The organism is Nostoc sp., assembly GCF_036916735.1.
Taxonomy (GTDB): Bacteria; Cyanobacteriota; Cyanobacteriia; order Cyanobacteriales; family Nostocaceae; genus Nostoc.
The window spans coordinates 171147-185459 of sequence record NZ_JBALFV010000101.1; the positions used below are offsets into that span (position 1 = coordinate 171147).

At 44.9% G+C, this 14313-nt stretch carries 11 protein-coding genes and 2 pseudogenes; 1 reads left to right on the forward strand and 12 read right to left on the reverse strand.

Annotation, left to right across the window (positions count from 1 at the left end; translation table 11 throughout):
* Window positions 1-106: 106 nt before the first annotated feature.
* Together V7L20_RS24350 and V7L20_RS24355 are read right to left on the reverse strand one after the other, a co-directional pair.
* Window positions 107-322 (reverse strand): hypothetical protein, encoded by a 216-nt coding sequence (locus V7L20_RS24350; RefSeq protein WP_334746532.1) that lies wholly within the window; start codon window positions 320-322, stop codon window positions 107-109.
* Window positions 323-407: 85 nt separating this feature from the next.
* Window positions 408-623, reverse strand: a complete 216-nt coding sequence (locus tag V7L20_RS24355) for a hypothetical protein (protein WP_334746533.1) — start codon at window positions 621-623, stop codon at window positions 408-410.
* Window positions 624-1061: 438 nt separating this feature from the next.
* On the opposite strand from V7L20_RS24355, the gene V7L20_RS24360 reads away from it, so the two are divergent.
* Window positions 1062-2489 carry an MFS transporter gene (locus V7L20_RS24360; RefSeq protein WP_334746534.1) on the forward strand — a complete coding sequence of 476 codons (1428 nt, stop codon included), beginning with the start codon at window positions 1062-1064 and terminating at the stop codon, window positions 2487-2489.
* A 122-nt stretch (window positions 2490-2611) separates the two neighbouring features.
* Here V7L20_RS24360 and accD read toward each other — a convergent pair whose 3' ends face one another.
* From accD to V7L20_RS24410, 10 genes and pseudogenes are all read right to left on the reverse strand, one after another.
* Window positions 2612-3562 (reverse strand): acetyl-CoA carboxylase, carboxyltransferase subunit beta, encoded by a 951-nt coding sequence (gene accD / locus V7L20_RS24365; protein ID WP_334746535.1) that lies wholly within the window; start codon window positions 3560-3562, stop codon window positions 2612-2614.
* Window positions 3563-3722: 160 nt separating this feature from the next.
* Window positions 3723-4010: a hypothetical protein gene (locus V7L20_RS24370; protein ID WP_334746536.1), complete on the reverse strand. Its 288-nt coding sequence runs from the start codon at window positions 4008-4010 to the stop codon at window positions 3723-3725.
* A gap of 600 nt (window positions 4011-4610) precedes the next feature.
* Window positions 4611-5459, reverse strand: coding sequence for a prepilin peptidase (locus V7L20_RS24375; protein ID WP_334746537.1), 849 nt, complete (start codon window positions 5457-5459; stop codon window positions 4611-4613).
* A gap of 179 nt (window positions 5460-5638) precedes the next feature.
* Entirely contained in the window at window positions 5639-5899 is a 261-nt protein-coding gene (locus tag V7L20_RS24380; RefSeq protein WP_334746538.1) for a hypothetical protein, read from the reverse strand.
* A gap of 90 nt (window positions 5900-5989) precedes the next feature.
* A complete protein-coding gene (leuB, locus tag V7L20_RS24385) occupies window positions 5990-7078 on the reverse strand; it encodes a 3-isopropylmalate dehydrogenase (protein ID WP_334746539.1) in 1089 nt (362 codons plus the stop codon).
* Between the two features lie 131 nt (window positions 7079-7209).
* A pseudogene (locus tag V7L20_RS24390) lies at window positions 7210-7548 on the reverse strand (P-type ATPase); the annotation flags it as partial.
* Between the two features lie 71 nt (window positions 7549-7619).
* On the reverse strand, window positions 7620-8678 hold the full coding sequence (locus tag V7L20_RS24395) for a CheR family methyltransferase (protein ID WP_334746540.1): 1059 nt from the start codon (window positions 8676-8678) through the stop codon (window positions 7620-7622).
* A 22-nt stretch (window positions 8679-8700) separates the two neighbouring features.
* A complete protein-coding gene (locus V7L20_RS24400; protein ID WP_334746541.1) occupies window positions 8701-8889 on the reverse strand; it encodes a hypothetical protein in 189 nt (62 codons plus the stop codon).
* A 220-nt stretch (window positions 8890-9109) separates the two neighbouring features.
* A complete protein-coding gene (locus V7L20_RS24405; protein WP_334746542.1) occupies window positions 9110-13687 on the reverse strand; it encodes an ATP-binding protein in 4578 nt (1525 codons plus the stop codon).
* A gap of 60 nt (window positions 13688-13747) precedes the next feature.
* A pseudogene (locus V7L20_RS24410) lies at window positions 13748-13972 on the reverse strand (element excision factor XisI family protein); the annotation flags it as partial.
* Window positions 13973-14313: the final 341 nt, after the last annotated feature.

The window sequence follows — 14313 nt, forward strand, 5'->3', positions numbered from 1 at the left end:
GACACAGCTAAGAAAGCGATTCTCAATCTCCAAGCTGCTAATTGTTAATGACTCATTGTTTTTTATCATTAGCTATCAGTGATTAGCCAAAGCCCAAGATAACCCTTCAGGTGACCTCACGATCGCCCATTGAGTCGCTAGTACCTTTTAGGCGTATTTCAGACGATATTTGGGAAATAATTGCCTTTGCATCTTCTAACGCCAAATGAGTCTTTTGGTGTTTGTAAGCAATTTCCTGTTGGTTGCACAGAGAAAACACTTTTTCTACAGGAATGCTGTAGTCGGCTGCTATCTCTGCGATTGATAGGTCTGCAAAACCCATAATGCTTTTTAACTGATAGATAGAGATTGAGTCTCTGTAATACCAATATCACGTTCAGAGTGCAATTTGTTGCCCAAAATACTGTTTAGGGAATGGGGCATTGAGAATGGGGCATGAGATATTGGGGATGGGGAATGAGGAAATGATGGGAATGAGGGGGATGAGAGAGACAAGGGGAATAACCAATGCCCCATGCCCCTGCCTCATCTTCTGCCGTGTTTCTCAAAGTAATCCAAACTCGTCCATCTTCACCTAATCGCGTAAAGTTCTCAAAACTGATGAACTCTCTGTGATATTCCACCTGGCGTTTTTGTGCCGCCTGCTGATTTCAAACAGTACTGAAGCTTTGCTTAATCATGCACTAACCCGGCTGTAGTGATGGGTCGTGCATGATTATTTCTCGTACTCTGTGCCTAGAAATTGGAACTTGAGCTTCTGAATTTGGAACTCCCTGCTCCCCTGCTTAAAAGCAATGGGATATTTTTTTATTTAGAAGTCCTTAATAGTTGTTGCCTCAACAAAATATTGACAAACTGATTATCAAAGTTATTAATGATATACTTTAAGTATATTTGCTTATCTAGAAAGCGGAAATAGTAGGTGACATTTTACTTTTTAAAATTTTAGTTGAGAATTGCAAGCTAAAATAACGAAAACTTATCAAGAATGCTGATGAAAGCATACTGATTTCCTCGACAACCGCATTTATGTCAGGATGTTTTACTCATAAACGTATATTATGGATTTTGTTCAGGTTGAAACAACTGCGCCACGGACTCTGGAAGTTTTCCAGATTGCCTCACCATCGACAGCACTTTCTCCAACCTCTCGAATTCCCAAGGATGCGATTCGCACTAGTTTAAAAGCCTCGACTACAGATTCTGTCTTAGCAGCAGTTTACTCCCTTGGAACTGGCGGGATTTTACTTAGCAATTTTTTGGTGGAATTGGGTGCTAGTCCAGTGGTATTTGGGATGCTGTGTTCTATCCCCATGCTGGTCAATCTTATTCAGCCGTTGGGTGCTTACTTGTCTGAACGTAGCACTAGCCGCTTTCAATATTCTCTTCGGACACATGGAATTGGTCGGCTGCTATGGCTGGTTTTAGTAATCGGTATTGTTGGCGTTAACTTGGGTGTGATTAATACTCACCCGTTAGTGATCTTGACACTCTTGATTGTTCTATTCAGCAGTCTTTTGGGAGGATTAGGAGCGGCATCGTGGCTAAGTTGGGTAGCAATGATAGTTCCCCGACAATTGCGAGGCAGGTATTTTGGGATACGCAATAGTGCTGCTAGCCTCACCAATTTGATTTGCGTACCAATAGCCGGTCTAGTTGTATCACATTGGTATGGTGGAAGTATTCAAGGCTATGGGGTGGTTCTGCTGATAGGTATAGTGTTTGGGATTGTGGGATTGGGGTGTCAATATTTCCAGGTGGATATGAATCCGCGCTCCCAAAACACTTATTATGGCAAGTTAACTCAAACAAATGAGATTCAACAAGAGGCAAGGGAGCAGGAAGCTCTTAGCAAAGAGGATTGTTCAGATGAGGATTCAACCCCACCTGTTGCACCAGCTTCCAGCATCTGGAAAAACTCTAATTTTTTGAGATTTCTGCTGTATTTCAGCTTCTGGGCCCTTGCTGTTAACCTCAGCAGTCCTTTTTTTAACCTCTATATGCTCGACACGCTAGATTTAGACGTGAGCTACGTAACTATCTACAACAGCCTTCAGGCGGGAGCAACTTTGCTGATGCTCATCCTGTGGGGCAAATTAGCAGACAAGATAGGCAATCGTCCCATTTTGATCTGTATTGGGATTTTGGTTGCAGGCACACCACTGCTTTGGCTGGGGATTGGTGCTAATCACCTTGATATCTGGTTGTGGTTACCCCTGTTACACATCTTGACTGGAGGAACTTGGGCGGCGATTGACTTGTGTAACAATAATATACAATTGGCGATCGCACCAATTAAAAATCAGTCTATATATTTTGCGACCGCAGCTGCCGTTGCGGGAGCAAGTGGTGCTTTAGGCACAACTATAGGCAGTTTTATCCTCCAATTTGCTCAGTTTGGAGGCTTACTGGGATTGTTCGCTCTCTCGAGTCTATTTCGATTAACAGCGCTTATCCCACTACTTTTTGTCAAAGAGCCGGGAAGGTGAGGAAGGTCAAAGTGAGGAGTTAGAAGTGAGGAGTGAGAAGTTATGAATTTTACACTCCTAACTCTTCACCGGAGGCGGAGCGTCTCCGGCTTTGCTCCTAACTCATCACTTTTGACTTTTGACTATTCTGCGGCAGTAGAAGTCAAGGACATTGTTTCCCACAACACCATTTGAGGTGTTGTTAGTACAGGCTGGTGTAAGGCAATCAGCTGGGCTAGGGTGTTCTTTAATTGGGTACGGGGTACAATATCATCAACAAAACCGTGCCGGAGTAAATCTTCAGCAGTCTGAAAATCATCGGGTAGTTTTTCCCGCAGGGTTTGCTCAATCACTCGCCGACCAGCAAAACCAATGGTTGCCTTGGGTTCTGCCAAAATGATATCGCCCAACATCGCAAAGCTAGCGGTAACGCCACCTGTTGTGGGATTGGTCAAAACAGGAATATATAATAATCGCGCATCTTTATGGTGCTGTAGGGCTGCGGAGATTTTTGCCATTTGCATCAGGGAGAGCATTCCTTCTTGCATTCTCGCGCCCCCGGAGGTGCAGACGATAACTACAGGATAGCGTCGTTGAGTGGCTTGCTCAATCATGCGGGTAAGTCTTTCTCCCACAACGGAACCCATGCTACCACCCATGAAGCGGAAGTCCATAACCCCAAGGGCAATGGGCAAACCATTGATTTGACCTAAACCAGTTTTAACTGCGTCTATTAAGCCAATTTTCTCTTGCATTTCCCGCAAGCGATCGCTATAGGGTTTGCGATCGCGAAATTCGAGCGGATCGGTTGGACGCAAATGCTCGTCTAGCGGTTTCCAGGTATTGTGATCTATCAATTGACGGATGCGCTCATCACTGTCTACGCGATTGTGATGACCACATTCGGTACAAACCATCTGGTTGGCTTTCAGGTCTTTTGTATATGCCAAAACACCGCATTTAGAACATTTATGCCATAGCCCGTCCGCAATTTCACGTTCTTGGCGTTCGAGGCTGGTAGATCCTGACTTCCGTCGATTTGCAAACCAATCAAATAGAGACTTTAAACCGCGTGATTCTTCGTTGTTAGCCATTTTTTATTTTATTTTAAGTGGGTATGAGGTCGAAAACATGTCAAGCCGTATCGGGTTGTCCTTAGCTTTCGTCATTTGTCTTTATTAATGACTAATAGCTACATCGTCAAACTACGCTTTTAAGCAATTGAGACCTTAATTTTCATCTTTGGTTGCCAGCTTAACGAAAATACTTATGCCAATACAAGTCTCTTGCTCTTTTTTCAGCAGACTTATAATTATCGGGACATACTGACAAAGCCATGAGAATACCAACCTCCAAATAAGATGCTTTCCCCCTCCTACCCAAATCAATGATTCGTATTGTTAGGTTATGAACAATCAGCATCTGTTGCACTAGTTGTGCTTGGCGACAGTTAATCGTTGTTAACGGATTACGGAAGTCCCCACCTTCTCTGCGTTGGCACAGCGTGTCGCAGACAGACGCTAACGCGAACAATATATTCATAAGGTGGGGATTGTAAGCACTTCGACCCTTCGACAAAGCTCAAGGCAACGCAAGCTCAGTAACCTCGGCTGATGACGATTGCATCTAGGATATATGAGGAATACCGATTTCTCGGATATTATAGTTAGTGTCTTGACCATCAATGCCACTAGCGAAAACCAAGCTTATAAGTAGTATATGTTGCAAGAAAACCCTTCCCTACGGGAAGCTACGCGTAGCTTGCTTCTTTGAAGGAGTAGGGCAGAGCTATTGGTAAAAGATTTGGGTCTTAGAAATCAGGATTTATGCCCTTGGAGGGATGTCAGACCAATAGAACTACGCAATTCTCTTGGGTATTCCTGATGAATTGGGAGAGCTACATCCGTCTAGACGGTGGGTAGTTCACAAGGGTAATACAAGTCACAAGCTGAATATTATCAAAATATCAAGAGTAGATGGGGTAATGGTGGTTACAGTCACGAATTATAAATATTTATTATGAATGGGAATTGGGAAACAGGAGGCAGTTATTGCTGGAGGCAGAAATTCTTTAATGCGTGAATTTTGAATTTTGAATTGATTTCTACCCCTGCTCCCCTGATCCCCACTTTGCACTTCAGTTCAAAAAGCTGGGAAAAATAACCGCAGGTAGCTAGACAAAATGGCTTCGCCGCTAAATAGAGTAATCGCAGATCCTAAAGCCAGAAAAGGGCCAAAAGGCATCTTTTGTCCTAACCTTGGTAATGATGTCTTTTGACTCGCGGCTTTGCGTGTACGCATAATGACAGTGCTGCCAATTAACGCTCCTAGCATACAAGCAATAAAACTAGCCAAGAGCAAATATTTCCAGCCTAACCAGGCTCCCATCATGGCTGCTAACTTGGCATCACCTGCACCCATTGCAGCTTTACCAAAGGCAATTGAACCCAATAGGGCGATCGCATCAAACAGCCATAAGCCCAATACTGCACCGACTATTGCCATCATCAGGTGATTTACCAATGCCACAAAACTAGCTTCTGGTAAAAAACCAACCACCATTTGAAACAAAATCCCCACTACCAAACCTGACTGAGTAAGTGGATTGGGTAGAGTCATTGTATCTAGGTCGATAAGCGATAGTGCCAATAACCAACTACAAAAAGCCCAATAGCCTATTGTTAAAGTCGAAACTTGGAATACTAAAAAAACTAGTAAAAAAATTATGCCCGTTACTCCTTCTACCACAGGATAACGGACAGAAATTTTGCTTTTGCAATATCGACATTGCCCTCTTAGCGAAATCCAACCAAATACTGGTACATTATCATAAGCTTTTAGCTGGTTTAAGCAGTGGGGACAACGAGAGGGCGGCCAAAGAATTGACAACCCAGCAGGTAGCCGATAAACAATAACGTTAATAAAACTGCCAATAGATGCACCCAAAACAAAGACCATTACACTCGCCGGAATGGCGAACAAAATGTCCATACAATCATTTGTCCTTTGTCATTTGTCCTGTGTCATTTGTCGTTTATCTTTAGTCCTTTGTCGAGAACTAATACTTCGCCTTCTCTACGAGATGCTACACATTAGCGGAGCTTTCGCTTTAGCGATACGCTCAGTACAAGTGACTAATGATTAATGAACTAATGACTGATGACCAATGACTAATACATGTGCGATTCTATTTGATTCAAGGGCACAAAACATTCTTGAGGTAAAAGAACTGGTTGGTTAGTGAAAATAACCTTACCTCGATGAGTCACACGATTAATTGCTACACCGGAAGGTTGCCCAGCTATTTCGGGATGTACTTCACAGTGAGTATAGTATATCTGCCCAGCTGCTCTGATTAGGGCGGGATCAATCAAAGGCGATTGGTTCTTTGGGGCGGTAAAATTTACTTGACCTTGTCGTAATGCGTACACTATCGACTGTTATTTGATTGCTAGATTTCCCTTTAGTCTACCCGAAACTTATAGCGAAGGTTGCCAAATTGCCCAAGTTGCATTATTTAATTATTTTCCTTCAAGAGCTAAAATCAATGCATCGCCCATATCGCGGCAACCTAAAAGGTTTTTTCCTGGAGAAATTATATCCCCAGTGCGATCGCCTTGTTCTAAAACTTGCAATACGGCTTGTTCGATGTGATCTGCGGCTTTTGGCTGGTCTAAACCGTAGCGTAACATCATCGCTACACTCAAAACCTGTGCTAAAGGATTTGCCTTATCAAGTCCGGCAATATCTGGGGCGGAACCATGAACTGGTTCAAACACACCAGGCCCAGAAGCACCCAAACTAGCTGAGGGTAACATCCCAATACTACCTGTGAGCATGGCAGCAGCATCAGAGAGAATATCACCAAACAAATTGCCTGTGACGATGGTATCGAACTGCTTGGGAGCGCGTAATAACTGCATAGCAGCATTATCTACATATAAATGAGAGAGTTCGATATCTGGATACTCTTCGGAAAGTTGAGTGATGCGATCGCGCCACAACTGAGATACTTCTAATACGTTCGCCTTATCCACCGAACAAAGTTTTCCACCGCGTTTTTTAGCCGCTTCAAACGCCACCCGTCCAATACGCTCAATTTCTGACTCAGTGTAAACCATTGTATTTACACCGCGTTTCTCACCATTTTCTGTAGCAAAAATTCCTTTAGGTTTACCGAAGTAAATCCCACCAGTAAGTTCGCGCACCACCATAATATCCACGCCTTCTACAATTTCGCGTTTCAAAGTTGAAGCGTCGATTAGCTGAGGCAAAATTTTCGCTGGGCGCAAATTGGCAAATAATCCCAAACCGGCACGTAATCCTAACAAACCTGCTTCTGGGCGTAAATTGGATGGCAGGGAATCCCACTTATAACCACCAATCGCAGCGAGTAATACAGCATCACTGTTACGGCAAGTATCTAGAGTGGCAGATGGTAAAGGTTCGCCTGTAGCGTCAATTGCTGCACCACCAATGAGGGCTTCTTGATATTCAAACTTCAGATCAAATTGGTTCCCTACGACTTTCAGCACATCTACCGCCACTGCCATAATTTCAGGGCCAATGCCATCGCCGGGGAGTAGAGTAATACGGTAGTTCTGGGTCATAGCTGATTATTACTAGGTAAATGCTTACAGATTAAATATCATACCTAGCAAAATGTACTGATGGAGTTTTTAATTTATTTGGGTGCGACTCTAACGTAATCATTTGGCATTGGATAAAACCACTATCGGACTTCTATATCCCTAGTCAGAGGTATTTTCAGATTTGTGCTGCTTTCAATTAACTGCAAGATGCGACCGATTTTGGTGGCATCTGCGATTGCCACTACAATTCCTTCTGCCTGTCCAAAAGTAACAAAACTTTCTGCGTACACCATATTGCTGCGTTCGGCTAACGCTGTTTCCACAGCCAGCGATGCCGTTGCTTTCTCAACCGGAACGGATTCGCCTGTTAAGGCAGACTCATCAACTTGCAACCCACGCACACTTAATAGCCGCAGACCGGCGGGTACTCTATCCCCAGATGCCAGCAATACCAAATCACTAAGAACAAGTTTAGTCGAAGCCAAACGAGTTTAGACATGATATTACTAGTACGATTATTAACCCAAATTTTTGCCAAGCTTACTTCTTTAAAATGTATTTATCCTATTTCTACAAGGATTGAATCCTGGTAGTTTGGCAAAGGTATTGTAACAAAAGTGAGATTTGCTCCAATTAGACTACCATTCGGTTTTATTATTGGCGTAATGTAGATATCGAAATAATGGTTGCCGTGGCTAGTTGTCCACTCTACGTTCTTTTTACTTATCAAGGAGCGATCGCGATTTAACCGCTTCATCAAGCTGCCAAGATTTGCAACTTGTCCTATTCCTAAATCTTGCACTCGCACACCTAGATCGTCGTCTTTAAGACCAAATAGAGTACAAGCTTGCTCGTTAGTCATAATTAGGCAACCACGAAAATCGACTGCAAGTAAGGCAAATGGGCTGTTTTGGAAAGCAGCTTGCCAAAAGTGGATAATTTGAGAATCTGAAGAGTTAGGTACTTTCTTTTTAGCAGACTCAGGTCGAATCTGCAAGTGTTCTTGCAAACTGAGATTCTTTGCCTTAGTAAAAATCGAATCCTTCATACTAACGGGGATGAAGATTTGTTTATCGTTAATCAAGCTTTCTGTTTTTCCTAAAAAAAGAAAACCATTATCCCTCAAGGCAAAATGAAAGCGAATCAGAATAGTTGCGTGAATTTTTACGTCAAAATACTTTAGGACGTTGCGGCACACAAGCAGGTCAATTTTAGCTATGGGCGCATTCATCACTAAGTTATGGCGACCAAAAATGATTGACCTACGCAATTCGGGGCGAAAAATATAAAATTGCTCAATTTGCTTGCAGTACTTAGACAAAAATCTACAGGGAATGTTTGCTAACTCAGAGTCACTATAACTACCTTGTCGCCCCCAATTCAACGCATCTTCTTCTATATCAGTGGCGAAAATTTGCACTCGTTGCAAATATTGCTCCATACCCAGAGCTTCTGCTAGCAACATACTTACTGCATAAGCTTCCTGTCCACAAGCACAGCCAGCAATCCAAACTCGAATTCTTTCGTCTGGATGCTTGCTTTTAATAATTTGGGGAATGATTTTGTTAGCTAAATAATCCCAGGAATCGCACTCCGAAAACGAATCAGTATAATCCATTAAAATAGTGTCAATTAAAACACTAAACTTCGGGGTTATCTTGTAAATATTGCAAGTATTTATTATATCTCTCAACTTTCAATTGCTGCATCCGGTATTGTAACCGAGGTATCAAATTCAAGTGCTTATAATCTCTTAGATTGCAAGCATGATTTTGCTGAAGGTAATCGAATAAAGTCTCTAATTCTTGCTGGTAAACTGATTTACTCATGTTATTACCTCTTTTTGCTGCTAAATAATTACTCAAGCACCCAAGCTCATGTAAAAAGGTATCATTAGCCGTACTCAGTGAAATTTCTCAAAACAATGTATTATTAATGTTAAATATAAAAAATTTGACTAACATTTATAGATAATAGTATTATTCTTAATTTAAAGGGCAGTTATTTAGCACATAACAAACTTTAAGTACTAAAAAACTGCTTTAAGGCTTAAATACTATTATCGCTCAACGGTAAGTTGACAATAAAAGTTGCACCCTGCCTAACTCCTGGACTTTGGGCGTAGATAGTACCCCCATGAAGTTCTACGAGGTTACGTGTGATCGCCAGTCCTAACCCTAGTCCTTTTTTTGCACCTTTTGCTTGACGAAATGTGTCAAAAATGTATGGCAGAAAGTCGGCAGGTATTCCGCAGCCAGTGTCACTTAATATAATCTGGGCTTGATTTTCATGAGTTTGCAGACTAACTTCAATTTTTCCCCCAGTAGGAGTAAATTTGATGGCATTAGTCAGTAAATTTAAGACAATTTGTTGTAAACGGTCTGGATCGCCTTGAACTGTTACTGGTAGAGCAAGCGTACACTCTAGGCAAATATCTTTGGTTTGGTAAGATTGACGCACTGTGGCGATCGCAGCTTCAATCACTTCTTGCAGTTCAACGGGTTGAAGATTCAGGTTAACTTTACCCGCAGTGATCCGCGAGATATCGAGCAAATCTTGAACAAGTTTGGCTTGCAGAGTGGCATTGCGTTCAATCGTCTCCAGAGATTTCATCAGCATGGCTTGACTGGGCGGGCTGCTGCGGAGTAACCGCGTCCAACCAAGAATAGCGACTAAGGGGGTATTCAGTTCGTGAGAAACTGTTGATAGTACCTCATCCTTTCTGCGGTTAATTGTTCTTTCCTGGCGGAGAGTTTCAGAGCGCAGGTGTGCCATTTGTAGATAGGCATTTACACGGGTGACAAGTTCGCTGGCAGAAAAGGGCTTGATTAAGTAATCGTCAGCCCCAGCAAGGAGTCCTTCAATTACAGACTCTTCTCCAGCACGGGCAGAAAGCAGAATAATCGGCACTTCTTTTGTCCGTGCATCAGCCCGCAATGCTTTCAATAACTCAAAGCCGTCTAACCCTGGCATCATCACATCAGAAAGAATCAGATCCGGCACTCTTTGATTAGCTGCCGCCAGTGCAGTAGCCCCATCCGCGACAGCTTCTACTTCAACGTGTTCGTTTAATATCCGCTTGAGGTAATCGCGCATATCGGCGTTGTCATCGATAATGAGGACACGGGATGAGGGGGTAATTTCTTCCCCTGCTCCTTGGTCACTGAGCGATTTGCCTTGAGCGTTCGCGCAACGTCTCGTAGAGAAGCCGAAAGGAGCCGAAGTGCTGCTTCCCTGCTCCCCTGCTTCCACCATCCACCGCTCTGCCTCCTGAACATAAGGTGCAGCGCCTAATGTAGTTGATGTCAGCGTGCGTGTTGCTGTGATACGTTCGCGAAGCGTCTCCGTAGGAGATTCGCTTACGATTCGACGTAGGCGACGTGCGCTATTGCGCCCCGCTTCGCTAACGCTTGGCAGGTGGGCTGTGCCTAATAGAATTGTGACGGTGAAGCAGCTTCCTTGCCCTACAGTGCTGCTTACGTCTATAGTTCCACCATGCAGTTTAATTAATTCCTGCACCAAAGCTAGACCAATACCAGACCCTTCATGAGTTCTGGCTTTTGTTCCTCGCACTTGATAAAATCGCTCAAACAAATGGGGTAGTTCCTCCGGCTCAATTCCAGAGCCTGTATCTTCTACCTGTAGCGTTACATGATGGTCATCAGCAAGATGCAGCCTGACGGCAATTTCGCCTTCAAAGGTGAACTTAAAGGCGTTGGAGAGCAAATTAAGGACAATTTTCTCCCACATTTGGCGGTCTACGTATACAGGTTCAAGCAATGATGGGCAATCGACCACTAGCCGCAATCCTGCCCGTTCAATGGCGGAACGAAATACACTGGCTAACTCAGTTGTGTACAGTGCCAAGTCAGTCGGTTCATAGACTGCTTCCATGCGTCCGGCTTCGATGCGGGAGAAGTCGAGCAGGATATTAACTAGTTTCAGCAAACGCAAGCTGTTGCGATGTGCGAGTTCTAACCGTTCCCGTTGTTCTTGAGTTAGCGGATTGGCCGAATCGCTCAAGGCATCAGAGAGGGGAGCCAGTGACAGCGTTAGCGGCGTGCGGAATTCGTGGCTGACGTTGCTGAAGAACTGGGTTTTGGCGCGATCAAGTTCTGCCAGAGTTTCGGCACGTTGACGTTCCTGTTCGCGGGCAGCTTGTTCTTGAACTCGCTGAATTTCTGATTCGCGCATGGCTGCTTCGGCGCGGGTGCGTTCTTCAGCCTCCTGATTTCGGGAGATGATGATCGCGGCAGCTTGTGTCAGCACGGCGGCGAATTCGTAGTCGCGCGGTGTGGCTTCGTGCGGGTGTTTGAAATACATTGCGAATGTGCCGACGATCTTTTCTTGGGTCGTCTCAATCGGAAACGACCAAACGCCGCGGTATTCATACTCCTGGGCCAGCCATAGCCAATCCTGCCATCGCGGGTCTTTGGTTACGTCGGGAGTGATAATCGGTTGACCCGTATAGAAGGCTAAACCGCACGCTAGCGAGTCTGCACCGATTTTGAAGCCGTCCACACACTCGGCGTAAGGTTCGGACATTCCGGCAACGTGGCGCAACTCGCTTCCAGTATCATCGGCAATGTAAATGGCGCATCTGACATCGGTGCTTGATTGCTCGATGGCGGTGCGGATAAGCACGCCGAGCGATGCTTCGAGGGTTGCGCCTTTGACGGCAGCTTGGAACGCTGACTTTTGCCCTGCCAGCCAAGCCTCGCTCTCGTGCAGAACGGCTTGGGCTTGTCGCTGCTCAATCAAATCGGCGGCTTGGCGGGCGAGTAAATCGAGAAAGTCCAGTTCGTGATCGCTCGGTCGGTGGTGTTTGCGCCAATGGGTGGAAACCATACCAATCGCTTTGCCAGAACGGGTAATCAGCGGTGTGGACTGGACACAGAGATAACCTGCCTCCACATGCATTCGGTATGAACCGTCAAGGTCTTCGCTTTCTGGCACATCGAAATCAACAAAGGTGCGACCGCCACTCTTGAGCGCCATGCCGCAAGGTGTATCAGAGCTGGCATTGACGCGGTAAAAATGCTCAGTCATATTGCACTCAAAGCCTTGTGTAGCTAGCAGCAACAAATCTTCCGTCGCTTCATCCAGAATTTGCACTGTTCCAGCATCTGCCTGCGTGAGGGCGATCGCGGTAGAGATAATTTCTTGATACAGCGTTTGAATGTCGCCTTCCGTTACTAGTCGGGCACTGAGTTCGCGCAGCCGTTGCGTATCTTCGAGATCGGCAGCAATAGCGGCTTCGGTTTGTTTGCGATCGCTCACATCACTTGCTGCTCCGAACCATTCAATGATTTCACCCTGCTCATTCAGCATTGGGATGGCACGCGAGAACGTCCAGCCGATTGTGCCGTCCTGTTGAATAACCCGATGTTCCAACTCAAACGTGCTCTTGGTTCGGATGGCTTCTTGGATGACAGCCCATACCTGCGGCTGCTCCTCCTTGGGAATATACGTTTCAAGCCATGTGTGGCTGGGCTTCTCAGTGCTGGCGAGGATGTTCTTACCTTCGAGGTTACGCATCTGACTCCAATCTGCACTCATTCTGTATATTATGTCCGAGCTAGCGGTGACGAATAAGCGGAATCGTTCTTCGCTCTCGCGCAAAGCAACTTCTGCTTTTTTACGCTCGGATATGTCGTATGAAACGGCAAGCACAGCATAAACTTCGCCGCTATTCGTGCGAAGCGGCGTTCCGCGTGAGATGTAAGTGCGATCGTGTGCATTGTGTTCGTGCGCGAATGACTCGCCCGCCAGAGCCATGCGGTATAGCTCCTCATACTTGGGGATTAATTCGGGCGGCATTGCCTCAAAAATGGTTTTGCCAACTAAATCTTCTCTTTTGAAACCAGCGGCAGAGAGCGCTTCGCCTTCGGCAAGCAGATAGCGCAGATCGCCATTAACCACAAACGCCGCCCCACACGGCAGATTTGCAATCATCACCCGCAAGCGTTCTTCTGATTCGTGCAAGGCTGCTTCTTTTAGCTTGCGTTCAACAATTTCAGCTTCTAGGGCAACGTTGGCAGCAAGCAATTCCCCGGTTTGTCGCTGATTTAAAAGCAGTGCAGCAGCAGTAAAGTCTGCCAAACTCGTTATCACCCGCACGTCTTCAGTGTCAAAGTGCCGTTGCTGATCATGCGACATAATCCAGATCGTGCCGAGAGCGTGATTGTCAGCGATTAAAGGTAACACCAAGCCTTCGACAATGGTCGTGTTGGCTTCTTGAAAGTAGATGAAATACCTTTCGGGATGAGAAAAAAGCACAGGTGTACCGCGATCAAGGCAGGTTCCACAGGGGCTAAAGTTGCGAGGGGTAGTGCCGCCAACGTACTGTTTTAACGCTCCTGCCAACACATTCCAGCGAAAGACTTCTTCACCACTTGGCAAGACTTCAAATAAACTGATCCCTGTACTTTGGGCATTGCACAATTCTAGTGCAATGTCAACTAGACTCTGGAGCATTGTTTCAGGCTGATTTACCAACTGCCGCGCCAACGTATGCAATGCTCGATTTTCCGAGAGTAAGTTTGCAGTCCGAGGGTTTCGCTGGGACAACTCTTGGGTGATGACAATATCCTCTAGCGTGACTGTTTCTCTTTGAGGTTGTTGCATCGCCTTTATTAATTAATTGGGTGCGATCGCTGATAAATTGGTTTATTATGATTTACCATTTTAAGGCTTGCTGGCAACATCTGTGTGTAAAGCAAGGGCAAGCCGTTCTCTTACTTTGGGCGATTCTCCTACAAAGACGCTGCGCGAACGAAATCCTAAAACAATATCTTGGGGCGCAACACCGCGCCCAATCAGTTCTCGGTCAATAAAAATTTCGGTGCTATTATGCTCAATCCAGACTTTGCTCTCAATTAAGTCTAGCTGCATGGTGCAGCAGCAACTTCTGCCTTGACGTTTGTAGGACTACCTCTTTCAAGGTGACTCGTAAAATAAGATTGTTTTTTCTCAGCGCTTTCAGCGCCTCTGCGGTTTAAAAATGACTTATTTAACCGCAGAGGTGCAGAGAACACAGAGTAAAGAGGTTAAAGAGGAATTAATTTATTGACCAAAATTTTTACCCACCTTGAAAGGGCTAGTCCTAGTTTGTAAGTAAGTCAGTACAATAAAACCAAATTGTATGAAGAAAAGTAAACAAGGCTCAAAGTCTTTTTCCCCTGCCCCCTGCCCCCTGCCTTATTCCAACAATAATTATTTACGCCGACCTACTTAGGGTTTGCTCAATAAGT

Bases quoted from the DNA above. Each gene is read 5' to 3' on its own strand.
- V7L20_RS24350 (WP_334746532.1), bottom strand. From the start codon at position 322: ATGGGTTTTGCAGACCTATCAATCGCAGAGATAGCAGCCGACTACAGC.
- V7L20_RS24360 (WP_334746534.1), top strand. From the start codon at position 1,062: ATGGATTTTGTTCAGGTTGAAACAACTGCGCCACGGACTCTGGAAGTT.
- accD (WP_334746535.1), bottom strand. From the start codon at position 3,562: ATGGCTAACAACGAAGAATCACGCGGTTTAAAGTCTCTATTTGATTGG.
- V7L20_RS24370 (WP_334746536.1), bottom strand. From the start codon at position 4,010: ATGAATATATTGTTCGCGTTAGCGTCTGTCTGCGACACGCTGTGCCAA.
- V7L20_RS24375 (WP_334746537.1), bottom strand. From the start codon at position 5,459: ATGGACATTTTGTTCGCCATTCCGGCGAGTGTAATGGTCTTTGTTTTG.
- leuB (WP_334746539.1), bottom strand. From the start codon at position 7,078: ATGACCCAGAACTACCGTATTACTCTACTCCCCGGCGATGGCATTGGC.
- V7L20_RS24395 (WP_334746540.1), bottom strand. From the start codon at position 8,678: ATGGATTATACTGATTCGTTTTCGGAGTGCGATTCCTGGGATTATTTA.
- V7L20_RS24400 (WP_334746541.1), bottom strand. From the start codon at position 8,889: ATGAGTAAATCAGTTTACCAGCAAGAATTAGAGACTTTATTCGATTAC.
- V7L20_RS24405 (WP_334746542.1), bottom strand. From the start codon at position 13,687: ATGCAACAACCTCAAAGAGAAACAGTCACGCTAGAGGATATTGTCATC.